General features: G+C 71.1%; 12 protein-coding genes and 1 pseudogene. 8 read left to right on the top strand and 5 right to left on the bottom strand.

All coding sequences use genetic code 11. The features are described 5' to 3' along the window. Positions 1-39 precede the first annotated feature (39 nt). Positions 40-2,460, bottom strand: a complete 2,421-nt coding sequence (locus ACFWM2_RS08575; protein WP_383274798.1) for a penicillin acylase family protein — start codon at positions 2,458-2,460, stop codon at positions 40-42. Between the two features lie 198 nt (positions 2,461-2,658). Between ACFWM2_RS08575 and ACFWM2_RS08570 the strand changes: the two genes are divergently transcribed. Continuing rightward, positions 2,659-4,158, top strand: coding sequence for an acyl-CoA synthetase (locus tag ACFWM2_RS08570; RefSeq protein WP_383274795.1), 1,500 nt, complete (start codon positions 2,659-2,661; stop codon positions 4,156-4,158). Positions 4,159-4,239: 81 nt separating this feature from the next. Here the strand turns inward: ACFWM2_RS08570 and ACFWM2_RS08565 are convergent. The 3 genes and pseudogenes from ACFWM2_RS08565 to ACFWM2_RS08555 form a co-directional block, all read right to left on the bottom strand. After that, positions 4,240-4,656, bottom strand: a pseudogene (locus ACFWM2_RS08565) (phenylacetate--CoA ligase); the annotation flags it as partial. A gap of 40 nt (positions 4,657-4,696) precedes the next feature. Continuing rightward, the gene (locus tag ACFWM2_RS08560; RefSeq protein ID WP_383276455.1) at positions 4,697-6,640 is read right to left on the bottom strand and encodes a sulfatase; all 1,944 of its coding nucleotides are present in this window, start codon (positions 6,638-6,640) and stop codon (positions 4,697-4,699) included. A 456-nt stretch (positions 6,641-7,096) separates the two neighbouring features. Beyond that, a complete protein-coding gene (locus ACFWM2_RS08555) occupies positions 7,097-8,716 on the bottom strand; it encodes an acyl-CoA synthetase (RefSeq protein ID WP_383274792.1) in 1,620 nt (539 codons plus the stop codon). A gap of 176 nt (positions 8,717-8,892) precedes the next feature. Between ACFWM2_RS08555 and ACFWM2_RS08550 the strand changes: the two genes are divergently transcribed. The 5 genes from ACFWM2_RS08550 to ACFWM2_RS08530 all read left to right on the top strand — a co-directional run bounded on the left by ACFWM2_RS08550 (position 8,893) and on the right by ACFWM2_RS08530 (position 13,230). After that, positions 8,893-9,693 (top strand): crotonase/enoyl-CoA hydratase family protein, encoded by an 801-nt coding sequence (locus ACFWM2_RS08550; protein ID WP_383274789.1) that lies wholly within the window; start codon positions 8,893-8,895, stop codon positions 9,691-9,693. 19 nt (positions 9,694-9,712) lie between these two features. Then, positions 9,713-10,654, top strand: a complete 942-nt coding sequence (locus ACFWM2_RS08545; protein ID WP_383274786.1) for a Zn-ribbon domain-containing OB-fold protein — start codon at positions 9,713-9,715, stop codon at positions 10,652-10,654. A gap of 40 nt (positions 10,655-10,694) precedes the next feature. Further along, positions 10,695-11,741, top strand: a complete 1,047-nt coding sequence (locus ACFWM2_RS08540; protein WP_383274783.1) for a thiolase domain-containing protein — start codon at positions 10,695-10,697, stop codon at positions 11,739-11,741. Further along, on the top strand, positions 11,738-12,904 hold the full coding sequence (locus tag ACFWM2_RS08535; protein WP_383274781.1) for a thiolase domain-containing protein: 1,167 nt from the start codon (positions 11,738-11,740) through the stop codon (positions 12,902-12,904). The genes ACFWM2_RS08540 and ACFWM2_RS08535 overlap by 4 nt, the downstream gene beginning before the upstream one ends. Positions 12,905-12,987: 83 nt before the next feature. Further along, on the top strand, positions 12,988-13,230 hold the full coding sequence (locus ACFWM2_RS08530) for a DUF397 domain-containing protein (RefSeq protein ID WP_383274778.1): 243 nt from the start codon (positions 12,988-12,990) through the stop codon (positions 13,228-13,230). A gap of 165 nt (positions 13,231-13,395) precedes the next feature. Here ACFWM2_RS08530 and ACFWM2_RS08525 read toward each other — a convergent pair whose 3' ends face one another. Beyond that, positions 13,396-14,022 carry an RraA family protein gene (locus ACFWM2_RS08525; protein ID WP_383274775.1) on the bottom strand — a complete coding sequence of 209 codons (627 nt, stop codon included), beginning with the start codon at positions 14,020-14,022 and terminating at the stop codon, positions 13,396-13,398. Between the two features lie 181 nt (positions 14,023-14,203). On the opposite strand from ACFWM2_RS08525, the gene ACFWM2_RS08520 reads away from it, so the two are divergent. Both ACFWM2_RS08520 and ACFWM2_RS08515 read left to right on the top strand, forming a co-directional pair. Continuing rightward, the gene (locus tag ACFWM2_RS08520; RefSeq protein ID WP_383274772.1) at positions 14,204-15,136 is read left to right on the top strand and encodes a universal stress protein; all 933 of its coding nucleotides are present in this window, start codon (positions 14,204-14,206) and stop codon (positions 15,134-15,136) included. A 206-nt stretch (positions 15,137-15,342) separates the two neighbouring features. After that, a complete protein-coding gene (locus ACFWM2_RS08515) occupies positions 15,343-15,840 on the top strand; it encodes a hypothetical protein (RefSeq protein ID WP_383274769.1) in 498 nt (165 codons plus the stop codon). Positions 15,841-15,848: the final 8 nt, after the last annotated feature.

Raw genomic sequence — 15,848 nt, 5'->3', positions numbered from 1 at the left:
AGGGGGCCCGCCCCGAGTGGAGCGGAGCCCCCGCCATCGCTAGCGGCGTTCGCCCACTCGTTCCACCCGCAGCCCGGGCGAGGAGAGGATGTCCTTCTCGCAGAAGCGGGAGGTCACCCACTTCCCACCCGAGAACAGCCGCGTCTGGTCGCTGTAGTGCGGCGAGTCCGGATTCGAGGACTGGGAGTACGTCAGCAGCGTACGGGCGACGGGACAGCGGCTCCCGTCCCAGCCCACCGCCTGGATGTAGCTCGACCCGGTCGTCACCTCGGTGTAGCCGCCGCCCGCCGGATTCCACACCGGCTCGACCTTGTTCCACACCCCGAGCGACTCCGTGCCGCCCGGCACCGGGATGGTCCGGCCGCCGCGGACGACGAACTGGTGCGCGCCCAGCTTGGAGTCCAGGGCGATGCCGGCCGTGCGCAACTCCGCGACCGCGTCGGCCAGAACCGTGGTGAATCCTGGTGCGTCCGTGTTGAGCGTGCGCGGCGTGCGGACCGGATCCGCCGCCGAGAACGGCACCTTCCAGAGCTGGGCACCGGGCACCGCGGCCGTCAGCTTCCGCCAGAAGCGGTCGAAGAGCAGCGCACCCCGGCTGTCGGTGTTCATCGAGTGGTCCCACGACTTCAGCACACCGCAGGCCACGCTCACCTCAACCGCCTTGCCGTCACTGCCCGTTGCCGTACCGCCCGGCAGCGCGGCACACGCCCGGGCCGCGTCGTCCGCGATGAGATCCCCGGCCGGCACCCGGTTCGCGAACTGCTGTTTCTGCAGATCCCGTACGGTCAGTCCCCCCTTGTCGGCCATGGCCGACACATCCTCCACCGCACCGCGAGTGCGCATCGACCGCTGGGTGCCGATCGTGCCGAAGACCCGCTCGTACCCGGTCAACGGCCGTTCGGCGTTGGCCAGCCAAGAGCTGTCGTTGGAGTTCTCCGCATACGGCGCGTCCTTGAGTACGGGCATCTTCGCCGGTCCGAAGATGCCCGGCTGCACGGCGTCCGGATCGCTGCCGAGTGCGCACTCACCGCGCGAGCCGTCGAGCACGGCCACACCGGACGACGGATAGGTGATCCTGCCGAGCGCCGTCGAGCAGCGCTGGGCCAGCTCGTCGGTGATGCGCGGCAGCACCTGCGACTGCGTGAACAGCGAGTGGCCGCCCGCATCGGCGGCGACCGTGTTCACCCAGGGCAGCCCCTGAGTGCGGCGGAGGGAGTCGACGACGTCCGCCGTACTGCGGGCCTTGCTGAAACCGAGCGCGGTGTCCGAAGCGCGGAGGTTGGCGGCGTTCGGGTCGTTGAGCGCGTACGCCGTGGTGGCCGTCCAGGGGAGCGGGAGCTGGGCGCCGAGCGTGGTGACCACCGGGCCGTACCGGGTCCACCACTGGCTGCGGGTCACCGGCGTGCCGTCCTTGACCTCCACGGTGACGGACCGCTTGGTCATCCGCTCGGGCCGGCCGTCCACCAGATACGTCGTCGGGTCCCCCGGATCCAGCGTCAGCTGGTGGAGGTTGAGCGTGACGCCCGTGGCGACGGTGTGACTCCAGGCCACCCGGTCGTTGTGGCCGATGGAGATCGTCGCCGAGCCGAGCAGCGAGCCGCCCGCCACGTTCAGTTCGCCGGGGATGGTCTGCTGCGACTGCCAGAAGCGGCGGCCGCCCTGCCACGGGTAGTGCGGATTACCGAGCAGCAGGCCGCGGCCGTCGGCCGTCGTGGCGCCGCTGAACGCGACCGCGTTGGAACCCATGTCGGCGCTGTCGAAGAGCTCTCGGGCGGCACGTGCCATGGCCTGCGCATCCACCGGGCGCTCGGGTGCCTTGGCAGCGGAGGGGGCAGACGCCGGCGGCTGGGCTGCCGTGATGCCGTCGACCCCGCGGCCCTGACCGCCCAGTACGGCGAGCGCGAAGCCGTGCGCGGCGACGTCGAGGGTCGTCACAGGACGCACCCACGCGGCGCCCTTGCAGGACGGATCGGTGATCCGGCGCTGCCGCAGCCAGGCGTTGTACCCCGCGGCCCAGCCGCGCATCAGGTCCTTGACCTGACGTCCCGGCCCCTTCGGGGCGGGCTCGGCGAGCAGCTTCTCCACCGTGCCCGCCTCGCGCACTCCCCGGAAGTACAGGTCACTGGAGAGGTTCCTGGTGGCGGACGACAGCGAGCCGTCGGGTGCCGCGTCGGGCCCGAAGTAGCGGGAGCGCTCGCCGCGCGTGGTCACGAAGCCGTCGGCAAGGGTGCACACCTGGTCGGCGGCCTGCGCCCAGCCGGTGCCGAAGCCCAGATCGGCGTAGTCCTTCGCGACGATGTGCGGAATGCCGTACTCGGTATAGCGGATCACGGCGGACAGACCGCCGTGCGACGGATGTTCCTGGTGGTCCCGGCCATCGGCGGCGGCCGCGGGCAGCGCGGTCGACGCGGCGAGCAGGGCCACGGCCGTGACGGCGAGCCGTCTCGGGCGGATGCGCATCAAGCCTCCCAACGTCCTTGAGGGAAGGGGCGGTTGAGCGTAACAACAGGTAAGGCTGTGGGGCATGGGTCGGTTCGACACTCATCGGGTCGGCCCTCTCGGGGGTCGGTCCACTTCCCGCCGGCCGCGCCGGGCGCTTGACCCACTCGCGGGGCCCCACGAGGATCAAACCGGGGCAGGCGGACTAAGGAGCAGGTCATGACGGCGGGACAGAGCGTCACGGTCGACGGAGTGCTGCGGCGCAGCGCCCGGCGGACTCCGGAGCGCGTCGCGGTGCACTACCGCGACCGGTCCTGGACCTACGCGGAACTCGACGAGGCCGTGTCCCGCGCCGCGGGAGTCCTGCGCGACCACGGGCTCGGGCACGGCGACCGCGTCGGTGCCTACGGCCACAACTCGGACGCGTATCTGATCGCCTTCCTGGCCTGCGCGCGCGGGGGACTGGTGCACGTACCGGTCAACCAGAACCTGACGGGTGACGATCTGGCGTACATCGTCGGCCAGTCCGGCTGCGGACTCGTCCTGGCGGACCCCGGCCTCACCGGGAACCTGCCGGACGGAACATCCGTACTGGCCTTGCGCGACACCGACGACTCGCTGCTGGCGCGGCTCGCCACGACGCCGCCGTACGACGGCCCGGAGCCCCGCAGCGAGGATCTCGCGCAGCTGCTGTACACCTCGGGCACCACCGCGCTGCCCAAGGGCGCGATGATGACCCACCGCTCCTTGGTACACGAGTATCTGAGCGCGATCACGGCCCTCGACCTGCAGGCCGGGGACCGGCCGGTGCACTCGCTGCCGCTCTACCACTCGGCGCAGATGCACGTCTTCCTCCTGCCGTATCTGGCGATCGGCGCGGTGAACACGATCCTCGACGGGCCCGACGCCGACCAGATCTTCGACCTGATCGAGGAGGGCAGGGCGGACAGCCTGTTCGCTCCGCCCACCGTGTGGATCGGGCTGTCGAACCGCCCCGACTTCGCCACCCGCGACCTGAGCGGACTGCGCAAGGCCTACTACGGGGCGTCGATCATGCCCGTGCCCGTACTGGAGCGACTGCGCGAACGCCTGCCGAAGCTCGCCTTCTTCAACTGTTTCGGCCAGAGCGAGATCGGGCCGCTGGCCATGGTGCTCGCGCCCGACGAGCACAAGGGGAGGATGGACTCCTGCGGGCGGCCGGTGCTCTTCGTCGAGGCACGGGTCGTGGACGAGTCCGGCAAGGACGTACCCGACGGGGAGAAGGGCGAAGTCGTCTACCGCTCACCGCAGTTGTGCGAGGGCTACTGGGACAAGCCCGAGGAGACGGCCGACGCCTTCCGCGACGGCTGGTTCCACTCCGGGGACCTCGTCGTACGGGACGCCCAGGGCTACTTCACCGTGGTCGACCGAGTGAAGGACGTCATCAACTCCGGTGGTGTCCTGGTCGCTTCACGCCAGGTCGAGGACGCGCTGTACACCCATGAGCAGGTCGCCGAAGTGGCCGTCATCGGCCTTCCCGACGAGCGCTGGATCGAGGCCGTCACGGCGGTCGTCGTCCCCCGTGGCGAGGTCACCGAGGCCGAACTCCTCACCCACGCACGCGAGACGCTCGCCCACTTCAAGGCGCCCAAGCGGGTGCTCTTCGTGGACGAGCTGCCGCGCAACGCCAGCGGGAAGATCCTCAAGCGGGAGTTGCGCGACCGCTTCGGCGAGGCGTGAGCCCCGGAGGCGCAGGACCGCCGCTGGGCCTTCGGCGGGCCGGCCCCGACTCGGACGGGACAGGTCCTGATCGGTCCTGAATCAGACCTGCCGCAGGTCCACGATTCGTTTGATCTTGCCCACCGACCGTTCCAGGGACTCCGGTTCGACGATCTCGACGGAGACCGAGACGCCGATACCGTCCTTCACGGCCGCCACGATGGCCCGCGCGGCCGCCTCGCGGATCTCGGGGGTCGCGCCGCGCCGGGCCTCGGCCCGTACGGCGAGCGCGTCGAGGCGGCCCTCCCGGGTGAGGCGCAACTGGAAGTGCGGGGCCACGCCCGGTGTGCGCAGCACGATCTCCTCGATCTGCGTCGGGAAGAGATTGACCCCCTGCAGGATCACCATGTCGTCGCTGCGGCCGGTGATCTTCTCCATGCGCCGGAACACCCGGGCGGTGCCCGGCAGCAGCCGGGTCAGGTCCCGGGTCCGGTACCTGATGACGGGCATGGCCTCCTTCCGGGGCGGCGGAACGCGGGCAGAGGGCGGGCGGAGCGAGTCAGCCGTTGTCGGGTCCGTACGCCGTCATGAAGCGGTCGCGGAACTTGTCCATGCCCCACCTGGGAGCGTCCTTGGCGGGCTTCAGGCCGTCCGTCCAGCCCCAGTCGGAGATCTTGTCCAGCACCTTCGGGTCATGCGCGACGACGGTGACCGGCACGTCCTTGCTCACGCCGCTGCCGGTGACGGTCGGGTTGGGCTGGTGGTCGCCGAGGAAGACCAGCACGGTGTTCTTGTCGCCGTACCGCTCCATGTACTGGATCAGGCTGGTCAGCGAGTACTGGATCGCTCGCCGGTACTCGGTGCGCACGCTCTCCGGGCTCTTCCAGACCTCCTTGGGGTCCTTGCCCTCCTTCTTGATCTGGTCGAAGACCGAGCCGTCGCCCAGGTCGTCCCAGTCGACCGTGCGGGCGATGGGCGCCCACGGGTTGTGACTGGAGGCCAGGATGATCTCCGCCATCATCGGCTTGTGGTCCTTCTTGCCGTGCTCCAGGCGCTCGAAGGCCTCCAGGCTGAACTGGTCCGGTACGGGCGTCCAGCTGAAGTACGGGCCCTGGTAGCCGAGGTGCTCGGAGTCGTAGATGTGGTCGAGGCCGAAGAACTTGCCCTCCGGCCACGCCCGGCGGACGCCGGGCACGATGCCGACCGTGCGCCAGGCGCCGGACTTCTGGAAGTAGCTGGTCAGGGTCGCGCGGTCGCTGGAGGTGAGGTTCCGGTAGCGCTGCTGGTTCTTGATCCACAGGCCCGAGAGGAAGGTCGAGTGGGCCAGCCAGCTGCCGGCGCCGGCTACCGGTGACTTCAGCCAGCCGCTCTGCGAGGCGAACCCAGCCGCCTTCAGGGAGCTCGTCCCGTCGTCCAGTACCGCGCCGACCTGCTTCGCCATCGCGGGATCCTCGATCGCCGAGCGGCCGTAGCTCTCGATGAACGTGAAGAGGACGTCCTTGCCGCGCAGACCGGTCAGCAACTGGTCGGGCGGGGTGTCGGCGAAGGCGTCGACGGAGGCCTGCTCGGCGAAGACCCGCCCGTCCCGGAGTCCGGCGCGCACCTGGTGCGCCCGGTTCTGGAGGATCACGGCGTTGGTCTTGGCGGCGACCGGCACGTCGGTGAACTGCACGCCGAGCGTCACACAGGTGATCCAGGCGGTACCGAGGACGAGGGTGGTCCGGGCGGCGACGGGCCGGTGCCGGGCCATGAGGTTGGCCAGCCTGACGACGGCCAGGGTCACGAGGACGAGCAGCGCCACGATGAGGACGATGGCCGCGATGACGGCGAGTTTCGCGCCGGTCGGGCCCACCGACTCGTTCAGGAAGTCCACCGCGTAGCCGAACAGGATCCAGTCGAGCACCAGGTCGAAGGGCCGGTCCAGGACCGAGTAGAAGCCCATGTCGATGCACTTCAGGACCGCCATCAGACCGAGGCCCGCACCCGCGACCACGGCCGCGATGCGCCGCGGCCGGGGCGGCAGTACGAGCAGCAGACCGGCGAGGAGGACGCCCTCCGCCGGGATGCGGACGAAGGCGCCGAACGTGAGGCGGTCCAAGTGGTTGGGCAGGAGGAGGGCGAACAGTACGAGGGCCCCAGCCAGGACCGTGGTGCCCACGGTCACGCCGCGCGCGACCCCCGGGTACTTGCGCCGCCAGCCCCACCAGCCCGCACCACGGGAACGGCCGGGGGGCGGTCCGCCCGGAGGGTCGTCGGCTGTCTCTGCCCCTGCCTCGGGCTGGTCGTCAACCGTCTCTGCCTCGGGCCGGTCGTCGGCCTTCAGCGCCTCGGGCGAGTCTGCCTCCGGGCGGCTGATGTCCGTGTCCGCCTCAGCGGCACCGTCGGTGGGTTCCGCCTCTGGGCGGTCTTCAGCCGGCTCCGGCTGCTGCTCGCCGGCCTCGTCAGCCTTGGTGTTCTCGACGTCGGGCCCACCGGTCGCAACGTCCGCCGAACCGCCGGCCAAGCTGCTGCTGTCGATGTCGGCCGAGTCGCCGGCCACGCTGCTGTCGATGTCCGCCGAGTCGTCGGCCGCGCCCGGTTTCGCCCGGGACGCCCGGCCGGGTTGCTCAGGGACGACCGGGTCCGCACCCCCGTCGGCCCGCTCGTGGACGACCGAGTCGTCAGGCGTCGTGGCGCCCTGCCCCTCGGCGGTGTCGTCCGCCTCCGTACTGGGAGCGGCGGTGGAACCCCCGTCCGTGTCCGGCTGTCGAGGCGGGCGCGTGGAGTGCGACACGCGAAGGTCCTTCCGTGCGGAGCCCGGTGATGGCGCGGCGGACCGACCTGGGAGGTCACGGCCGCCACTATCCGTACGGCCGGACTTCACCCGGAGTTCAATCGGCGGGGTCAACCGCGCGCAAAGACTACGCCGGGCTCCGAGTGCCACCGCCCGTCGCCGGGCCGTCACTCGGCAGGAGAGCCGCTACCGCCCCGCGTCCGCCGCCACCGACCGGGCCCACCGGTAGTCCGCCTTGCCGCTGGGCGAGCGCTGGATCGCGTCCGTGATGACGAGCCGGCGGGGGATCTTGTAGCCCGCCAGATGGGAGCGGCAGTGGGTCTGGATGGCCTCCAGGGAGGGGCGGCCCGCGCCGTCGCGCAGCTGCACGACCGCCGCCACGTGGTTGCCCCACTTCTCGTCGGGCACCCCGGCCACCAGTGCGTCGTACACGTCCGGATGCGACTTGAGCGCCTGCTCGACCTCTTCCGGATAGACCTTCTCGCCGCCGGTGTTGATGCACTGGGAACCCCGCCCGAGGACGGTGACGATGCCCTCCTCGTCGACGGTCGCCATGTCGCCGAGCAGGACCCACCGCTCGTCGCCCTTCTGGAAGAAGGTCTCGGCGGTTTTCTTCGGGTCGTTGTAGTAGCCCAGCGGCACATGGCCACGCTGGGCGATGCGTCCGGGCTCACCGACGGCGACCGGCTCGTACGTGGCCGGATCGACCACCTGGGTGCGGGAGTTGACGCGCAGCCGGAACCCCTTGACCGGTCCCGAGTCCGCCGTCGCCGTACCGTTGAAACCGGACTCCGACGAACCGAAGTTGTTCAGCAGCATCACATTCGGGACGAGTGCCTGGAACTGCTCGCGCACCGTCTCTGACATGATCGCGCCGGACGACGACACGCTGAACATGGAGGAGCAGTCGGTGCCCTTCAGCGGTCCGCCGAGCGCGTCGATCAGTGGCCGCAGCATCGCGTCGCCGACCAGCGACACGCTCGTCACCCGCTCCTTCTCGATGGTCCGCAGCACTTCGTCGGGCACGAACTTGCGGTGGATCACGATCCGCTGGCCGAAGTTGAAGCCGATGAAGGCGGTGAGGGTCGAGGTGCCGTGCATCAGCGGGGGAGTGGGGAAGAAAGTGATGCCGTCGCCGCCGGCCGCCACGCGCTCGGCCAGCTCCTCCGGCTTCTGCACCGGCTCACCGGTCGGTGCGCCGCCGCCCAGGCCGGAGAAGAACAGATCCTCCTGGCGCCACATCACGCCCTTGGGCATCCCGGTCGTACCACCGGTGTAGATGATGAACTGGTCGTCGGCCGAGCGCGCCGGGAAGCCCCGCTCGGGGGATCCGGCTGCTTCGGCGTCCGCGAAGTCCACGGCGTCCGGCACGACGGCACCGGACGCGGGCGCCCCCACCCGGACGAGGTGGCGCAACGCGGGCGTACGCGGCAGCGCCGCCGCCACCCGCTCCGAGAACTCCGCGTCGAAGACCAGGGCCACCAGATCGGCGTCCCGGTAGAGGTAGACCAACTCCTCTTCGACATAACGGTAGTTGACGTTGACCGGAACGATCCGTGCCTTCAGGCACGCCAGCACCGTCTGGAGGTACTCGATGCCGTTGTAGAGGTGCAGCCCGAGGTGGTCGCCGGGCCGTACGCCGCTGTCGATCAGATGGTGGGCGATGCGGTTCGCGGCCGTGTCGAGCTGGGCGTATGTCAGGCGGCGCTCCGCGCCGGTGCCGGGGTGATCGATGTACACAAGCGCCTCGCGGTCGGGGACCACGTCGACGACCGACTCGAACAGGTCGGCAAGGTTGTACTCCACCGCTCCTCCTGACCCCGGGCGTGCCTGGCATCCATCGGTTCGACGGTCATCAGAGCAAAGCCCGACCCAACTGGGAAGGGCCCGCGCAGAAGAAATCTGACTGTCTGTCAGAAAACCCTTGTACTGGCTCCCCGCCTCCTGCAACCTGTTCTCGTTCCTGAGACGGGAGGACGGCGATGGGTGGGACGGAACACCTCACCGTGCAGCGCGAAGGCGCCACACTGGTACTCACGCTCAACAGGCCCGAGGCGAAGAACGCGCTCTCGCTGCCGATGCTGGTCGGTCTCCACGACGGCTGGGCCGAGGCCGACGAGGACGACGCGATCCGCTCGATCGTGCTCACCGGCGCGGGCGGAGCGTTCTGTGCCGGGATGGACCTCAAGGCGCTGGCGGGCAACGGCATGGACGGCGACCGGTACCGGGACCGCATGAAGGCCGATCCCGATCTGCACTGGAAGGCGATGCTCCGCCACCACCGCCCCCGCAAGCCGGTGATCGCCGCGGTGGAGGGCTACTGCGTTGCCGGTGGCACGGAGATCCTTCAGGGCACCGACATCCGGGTGGCCGGCGAGTCGGCGACCTTCGGGCTCTTCGAGGTCAGGCGCGGCCTCTTCCCGATCGGCGGCTCGACCGTCCGCCTACAGCGGCAGATCCCGCGCACCCACGCCCTGGAGATGCTGCTCACCGGCCGCCCGTACACCGCGCGGGAGGCCGCGGGAATCGGGCTGATCGGTCATGTCGTCCCCGACGGGACCGCGCTCGGCAAGGCCCTGGAGATCGCCGAACAGGTCAACGCCTGCGGTCCGCTGGCCGTCGAGGCCGTCAAGGCGTCCGTGTACGAGACCGCCGAGATGACCGAGACCGAGGGGCTCGCGGCCGAACTGGGGCGCGGCTGGCCGATCTTCGACACCGCCGACGCCAAGGAGGGCTCCCGGGCCTTCGCCGAGAAGCGCCCACCCGTCTACCGGCGCGCCTGACTCGAAGGAGACATCCAGGATGCCCGAAGTCCTCAAAGCCCCCCTCATCGTCGAGTTCCCCTTCACCCGCTCACTGGGCCCCGTCCAGAGCGCCTTCCTCACCGGCCTGCGCGAGCGCGTCGTCCTCGGAGTGCGGACCGCCGACGGCGGCACGCTCGTCCCACCCGTCGAGTACGACCCCGTCACCGCCGAGGAGATTCGCGACCTCGTCGAGGTCGCCCCCACCGGCACCGTCACCACCTGGGCGTGGAATCACGAGCCACGCCGGGGACAGCCCCTGGACACCCCGTTCGCCTGGGTCCTGGTCAAGCTCGACGGCGCCGACACCGCCCTGCTCCACGCGCTCGACGCCCCGGGCCCCGACGCCGTGCGCACCGGCATGCGCGTCCGGATCCGCTGGGCCGGCGAACGCTCCGGAGCCATCACGGACATCGCCTGCTTCGAGCCGTACGACGGGGACCCGCTCGAACCCGCCGGTCACGAGGGCGTGTTCGACGCCATGGTGACCGGCATCGTCGCCGCCGCCCGCCTCGACTACGTCTACGCGCCCGGCCGCTCCCAGTCCGCCTACATCAACTCTCTCTCCGAGCGGCGGACCGTCGGCGAACGCTGCCCCTCCTGCCACAAGGTGTACGTGCCGCCCAAGGGCGCCTGCCCCACCTGTGGCGTCGCCACGGCGGAACACGTCGAGGTGGGCCCCCGGGGCACGCTGACCACGTACTGCATCGTCAACATCAAGGCGAAGAACCTCGACATCGAAGTCCCGTACGTCTACGGGCACATCGCCCTGGACGGCGCCGACCTCGCACTGCACGGCCGTATCGGCGGTATCCCCTACGACCAGGTGCGCGAGGGGCTGCGCGTCGAGCCGGTGTGGACCGAGGGGGGCCGTTACCCCGACCACTACCGGCCGACCGGCGAGCCCGACGCGGACTACGAGACGTACAAGGAGCTGCTGTGACGCGGGAAGCGGACCACCAGACGCACGAGGAGCTGCTCTGATGCGCGAGATCGCCGTAGTCGCCTTCGGGCAGACCGACCACCGGCGCACCAGCGACGAACTCTCCGAGGTGGAGATGCTCATGCCGGTCCTGCACGACGTGCTGGACCGGACCGGGCTGAAGACCAGTGACATCGGTTTCACCTGCTCCGGCTCCACGGACTACCTCGCGGGCCGCGCCTTCTCCTTCACCATGGCGCTCGACGGCGTGGGTGCCTGGCCGCCGATCTCCGAGTCGCACGTGGAGATGGACGGGGCGTGGGCGCTGTACGAGGCGTGGACGAAGCTGCTGACCGGCGACGCCGACACCGCGCTCGTGTACGCCTACGGGAAGTCGTCGCCGGGATCCGTCCGGGACGTCCTGACCCGCCAGCTCGACCCGTACTACGTCGCCCCCCTGTGGCCGGACTCGGTCGCGCTCGCGGCTCTCCAGGCGCAGGCGCTCATCGACGCGGGGGAGACCGACGAGCCGGCGCTCGCCGGGGTGGCGGCCCGCAGCCGTGCGTCCGCGTCCGCCAACACGCATGCCCAGCTGCGCGGTCCGGTGGCGCAGGGCGACTATCTCGTACGTCCCCTGCGGACCGGCGACTGCCCGCCCGTCAGCGACGGCGCGGCCGCCGTGATCCTCGCGGCGGGCGACCGGGCCCGGGAGCTGTGCTCGCGGCCCGCGTGGATCCGGGGCATCGATCACCGCATCGAGGCGCACAGTCTGGGCGTACGCGACCTGACCGACTCGCCCTCCGCGCGGCTCGCCGCCGAGCGGGCCGGCGCCTTCGAACGGCCCGTGGACACCGCCGAGTTGCACGCGCCCTTCACGTCGCAGGAGGTGGTCCTGCGCAAGGCGCTGCGGCTGGGCGACGACGTGGACGTGAACCCGTCCGGGGGCGCGCTGGCCGCCAACCCCATCATGGCCGCCGGACTCATCCGCATCGGTGAGGCCGCCGCCCGCATCCACCGGGGCACGTCCGACCGAGCGCTCGCCCACGCCACGTCCGGCCCCTGCCTCCAACAGAACCTGGTCGCCGTACTCGAAGGGGATGCCCGATGAGCAAGGAGCCCGTGGCCGTCGTAGGCATCGGCCAGACCAAGCACGTGGCCGCCCGGCGGGACGTGTCGATCGCGGGACTGGTCCGTGAGGCCGCTCAACGGGCGCTCGAAGACGCCGAGTTGACCTGGGCGGACATCGACGCCGTGGTGATCGGCAAGGCGCCCGACTTCTTCGAGGGCGTCATGATGCCGGAGCTGTATCTCGCCGACGCGCTCGGCGCCGTCGGCAAGCCGATGCTCCGGGTCCACACGGCTGGCTCCGTCGGCGGTTCGACGGCGCTGGTCGCCACGAACCTGATCGCCGGCCGCGTGCACGGGACCGTCCTGACCCTGGCCTACGAGAAGCAGTCCGAGTCGAACGCGATGTGGGGCCTGTCCCTGCCGATCCCCTTCACACAGCCGCTGCTCGCCGGGGCTGGCGGATTCTTCGCGCCGCACATCCGCGCGTACATGCGGCGTACCGGCGCACCCGACACGGTCGGCTCCCTGGTCGCCTACAAGGACCGGCGCAACGCCCTGAAGAACCCGTACGCGCACCTCCACGAGCACGACATCACCCTGGAGAAGGTCCAGGCCTCGCCGATGCTGTGGGACCCGGTTCGCTACTCGGAGACCTGCCCGTCCTCGGACGGGGCCTGCGCGATGATCCTCACCGACCGTGCGGGGGCGGCCCGTTCGCCCCGGCCGCCCGCGTGGCTGCACGGCGGCGCGATGCGCAGTGAGCCCACGCTCTTCGCCGGCAAGGACTTCGTCTCCCCGCAGGCGGGCAAGGACTGCGCGGCCGACGTCTACCGGCAGGCCGGCATCGCGGACCCGCGCCGTGACATCGATGCCGTCGAGATGTACGTCCCGTTCTCCTGGTACGAGCCCATGTGGCTGGAGAACCTCGGCTTCGCCGACGAGGGCGAGGGCTGGAAGCTCACCGAATCCGGCGTCACGGAGCTGGACGGGGACCTGCCCGTCAACATGTCGGGCGGCGTTCTGTCCACCAATCCGATCGGCGCCTCCGGCATGATCCGGTTCGCGGAAGCGGCACTTCAGGTGCGCGGACAGGCGGGAGAGCACCAGGTGGAAGGGGCCCGCCGGGTACTCGGGCACGCCTACGGCGGCGGATCCCAGTTCTTCTCGATGTGGCTGGTCGGGTCCGCTCCGCCCGCCTCCTGAAGCCCTGCCCCTCACGTGGCCTGTCCGCCGCCGGAACCGATCGCTAGGCTGGCGGCGGACGACGAACCGGGAGGAGCACGGACGTGGCCGAAAGCACCATCGAGCAGCATCCGCTCAAGGGCTGGGACAAGCCGGAGCTGGATCTCAGCAACGCGGAGTGGCAGTCCAGCAGCCGAGGACGGGGAGACGTCCAGATCGCTTTTGTCGAGGGCTTCATCGCCATGCGCAACAGCGGTCGCGCGGAGAGCCCTTCCTTGATCTTCACGCCGGCGGAGTGGGGGGCCTTCGTCTCCGGAGCGCGCGAGGGCGAGTTCGATCTGACCTGAGTACGCCTTCGGCCTGGCCGGAGCACGCCGAACGCGCCGGGCATCCGGGGCGCCGTGCGCGCCGGAAGCCGTGGCGAGCTGCCCCTTCCCTGTGGCCAGGGGAGGGGCAGCCGTGCTCCGGTCGAAGCGGCGGGGCATCGCGTACGGCCGGCGGCCCCGCCGTGCTCACCCCTCGAAGCCGGCCTCGGCCAGGATCTGGTCGACGCGGGCGCGATGCGCGGCCTCCCACGCGTCGAGGGACTCACCGGCCTCCCCGGCCACCTTCGCCCGGGCGTCCAGGAGCACCTGTTCCTGACGGTCCCGGGGCGTCACGACGATGCCCTCCTCGTCGGCCACCACGATGTCGCCGGCCCGCACTTCCACCCCACCGCACCGGACCGGGACATTGAGCGGCCGCACCGCCGCCTTGCTCCCCGGCACGGGGATGACGCCCCGGGCGAAGACCGGAAACCCCAGGGCACGCACCTCGGCGAGGTCGCGGATCACGCCGTCGGCCACGAACGCGGCGATCCCACGGCGCTGGGCCACGGCACAGACGTTGCCCCCGGCGAGCGCGTGGTCCACGTCGCCGCCGGTCTCGACGACGACGACCGACCCGGGCTCCGCGCGGTGGATGGCCGCATGCAGCATGAGGTTGTCGCCGGGAGGACAGCGCACGGTGAACGCCGGTCCCGCGACGCGCGGGACCGACGGCCACAGCGGGCGGATGCCGATGTCCATGACCTGCGCCCGGCCCAGTACATCGGCGAGGGTGGTCGGGGAGAGGTCCTTGAATCCACTGATGCCGGCCATGGTCTCCTTCATTCGGGTGGCTGGATCCTCCGGTCGAAGTGCCGGGAAGCCGGTGCGTTCCGCGCCGGCTTCCCGGCAATGTGCGGACACGCGACCTCGTGCCCCCTCCGGCGGGCGGTGCTTGAGTCAGTCTGGTCCGGGAAGCGGTCGATCAAGATTCCGTGCCGAAGGCGAGGATTCCATGAGCACCCTGCCGGTCATCGCGGCGGTCGACGGATCGGACGACAGCCTGCGCGCCCTGGAGTGGGCGCTCACGGCCGCCCGGCTGCGCGAAGCGCCGTTGCGTGCGGTCCATGTGCGGCAGTACGCGGTCGGGGCCCAGCCGGACGTCCTGGTCGCCGGGCCGCCGGACCCTGCCGACGATCCGGTGCTCGACGAGGCGCGGGCGTATCTCGACGGCCGTCCCGGCAAGCCGGTGATCGAATATCTCGGGCTGCCCGACCGCCCGGCGGTGGAGTACGTCGCGATGGTGGGAGCACCGGCCGCCGTACTGCCCGAACTCGGCGCCTCTGCCCAGTTGTTGGTGCTCGGCTCCCGTGGCCGCGGAGGCTTCGCCGGGCTGGTGCTCGGCTCCAACGGGATGGCCGCGGCCCGTGACGCCGACTGCCCGGTGGTCGTCGTGCCCCGGATCGGGCGTGAGGTGCCCGACCCGCCTCCTGTGGACCCGGGACCGCGCGTGGTCGTCGGCCTGCACGTGGACGGCCCCGACGAGACGGCGCTCGCCTTCGCGTTCACGGAGGCGGCCCGCCGCGGGGCGCGCGTCCAGGTGATCGCGGCCTACCCGTGGCCGGTCCGGACGTGGACGGCGGCCGGTGACTTCGTCCCCGGCACCTTCGACCAGGCCGCCGTCGAGGGCGAGACGCGCACGCTCGCCGAGGGCTTCGTCGGACCGCACCAGGAGCGGCACCCCGACCTTCGCGTCGACCTGTACGTGCCACCGGGCGACGCGGCCGGCCATCTCGTCGCCGCCTCGAAGGACGCCGCGCTTGTCGTCGTCGGCCGCCACCGCCGACGACTCCTCGCCCCCGCCCGGCTGATGGGCTCGGTCACCCAGGCCGTCCTGCTGCACGCCGCGAGCCCGGTCGCGGTGGTGCCGCCGAGGCAGGAGGACTGACGAGCCGGCCGGCCACCGCAGGGCGGCGGACGGCAGGGGTTGAGGTGGTCCGCGTTGTCGCCGTACCGCGGACGGCGGGGCCGGGGCGGTCCGCGCGAAGCGGGCCCGGCCGGCTGAGCCGGTCCGCGCGGAGCGGCCCGGCTCGTGGCGTCCTGGCGGCGGCGCCCCCACGGCCCGGTACGCGCTCGGGCACGTACCATTGCGGCATGTCCTTCCTCCGCCGCCGCAGCGCCACTCCCGCCGGGCCCGACTTCGACGTCCTGGCCATGGACCCGGGCGACTGGCCGGGCAATCTCGGTGCGGGCCTGCTGCCCGCGCCCGACGGCAGCTGCCAGGGCGTGTTCCTGCGCTACGACCTGTTCGGCGGTCGCGGCCCCGCGATGATCATCGGCAATCTTCCGGAGGGCTCGCCGGCCCGCGAGGTAGCCGACGACGAGATCCCGTTCGAGGTGGCCCAGCTGCTCCTGGCGCTGGAGAACGACGAGGAGGTCACGGTCGTCGGGACCGAGGACATGCCGGTGATGCAGGGGGACAACCTCCTGATCGTGCGCCGCCTCAAGCTCTCCGAGAGCCGCATCTCCTGCGTCCAGTTCGACCGCAGTGACAACGTCCTGGTGACCATCGCCGCCTGGGACCGCCCCATCACCGACGATCTGTACGCGCTGCTGAAGCCGCTGCCGGCGGAGCTCTTCCAGCAGGGCTGAGCGCACCC

This window comes from Streptomyces sp. NPDC058371 (genome assembly GCF_042723265.1).
GTDB lineage: Bacteria > Actinomycetota > Actinomycetes > Streptomycetales > Streptomycetaceae > Streptomyces.
The sequence above is the reverse complement of the archived record's forward strand: the minus strand, read 5'-3'. Positions and strand labels throughout refer to the sequence as shown.

What these genes read in the sequence shown, in the direction of transcription:
- ACFWM2_RS08575 (WP_383274798.1), bottom strand. Translation starts at nt 2,460, where the DNA reads ATGCGCATCCGCCCGAGACGGCTCGCCGTCACGGCCGTGGCCCTGCTC.
- ACFWM2_RS08570 (WP_383274795.1), top strand. Translation starts at nt 2,659, where the DNA reads ATGACGGCGGGACAGAGCGTCACGGTCGACGGAGTGCTGCGGCGCAGC.
- ACFWM2_RS08550 (WP_383274789.1), top strand. Translation starts at nt 8,893, where the DNA reads ATGGGTGGGACGGAACACCTCACCGTGCAGCGCGAAGGCGCCACACTG.
- ACFWM2_RS08545 (WP_383274786.1), top strand. Translation starts at nt 9,713, where the DNA reads ATGCCCGAAGTCCTCAAAGCCCCCCTCATCGTCGAGTTCCCCTTCACC.
- ACFWM2_RS08540 (WP_383274783.1), top strand. Translation starts at nt 10,695, where the DNA reads ATGCGCGAGATCGCCGTAGTCGCCTTCGGGCAGACCGACCACCGGCGC.
- ACFWM2_RS08535 (WP_383274781.1), top strand. Translation starts at nt 11,738, where the DNA reads ATGAGCAAGGAGCCCGTGGCCGTCGTAGGCATCGGCCAGACCAAGCAC.
- ACFWM2_RS08525 (WP_383274775.1), bottom strand. Translation starts at nt 14,022, where the DNA reads ATGGCCGGCATCAGTGGATTCAAGGACCTCTCCCCGACCACCCTCGCC.
- ACFWM2_RS08520 (WP_383274772.1), top strand. Translation starts at nt 14,204, where the DNA reads ATGAGCACCCTGCCGGTCATCGCGGCGGTCGACGGATCGGACGACAGC.
- ACFWM2_RS08515 (WP_383274769.1), top strand. Translation starts at nt 15,343, where the DNA reads ATGTCCTTCCTCCGCCGCCGCAGCGCCACTCCCGCCGGGCCCGACTTC.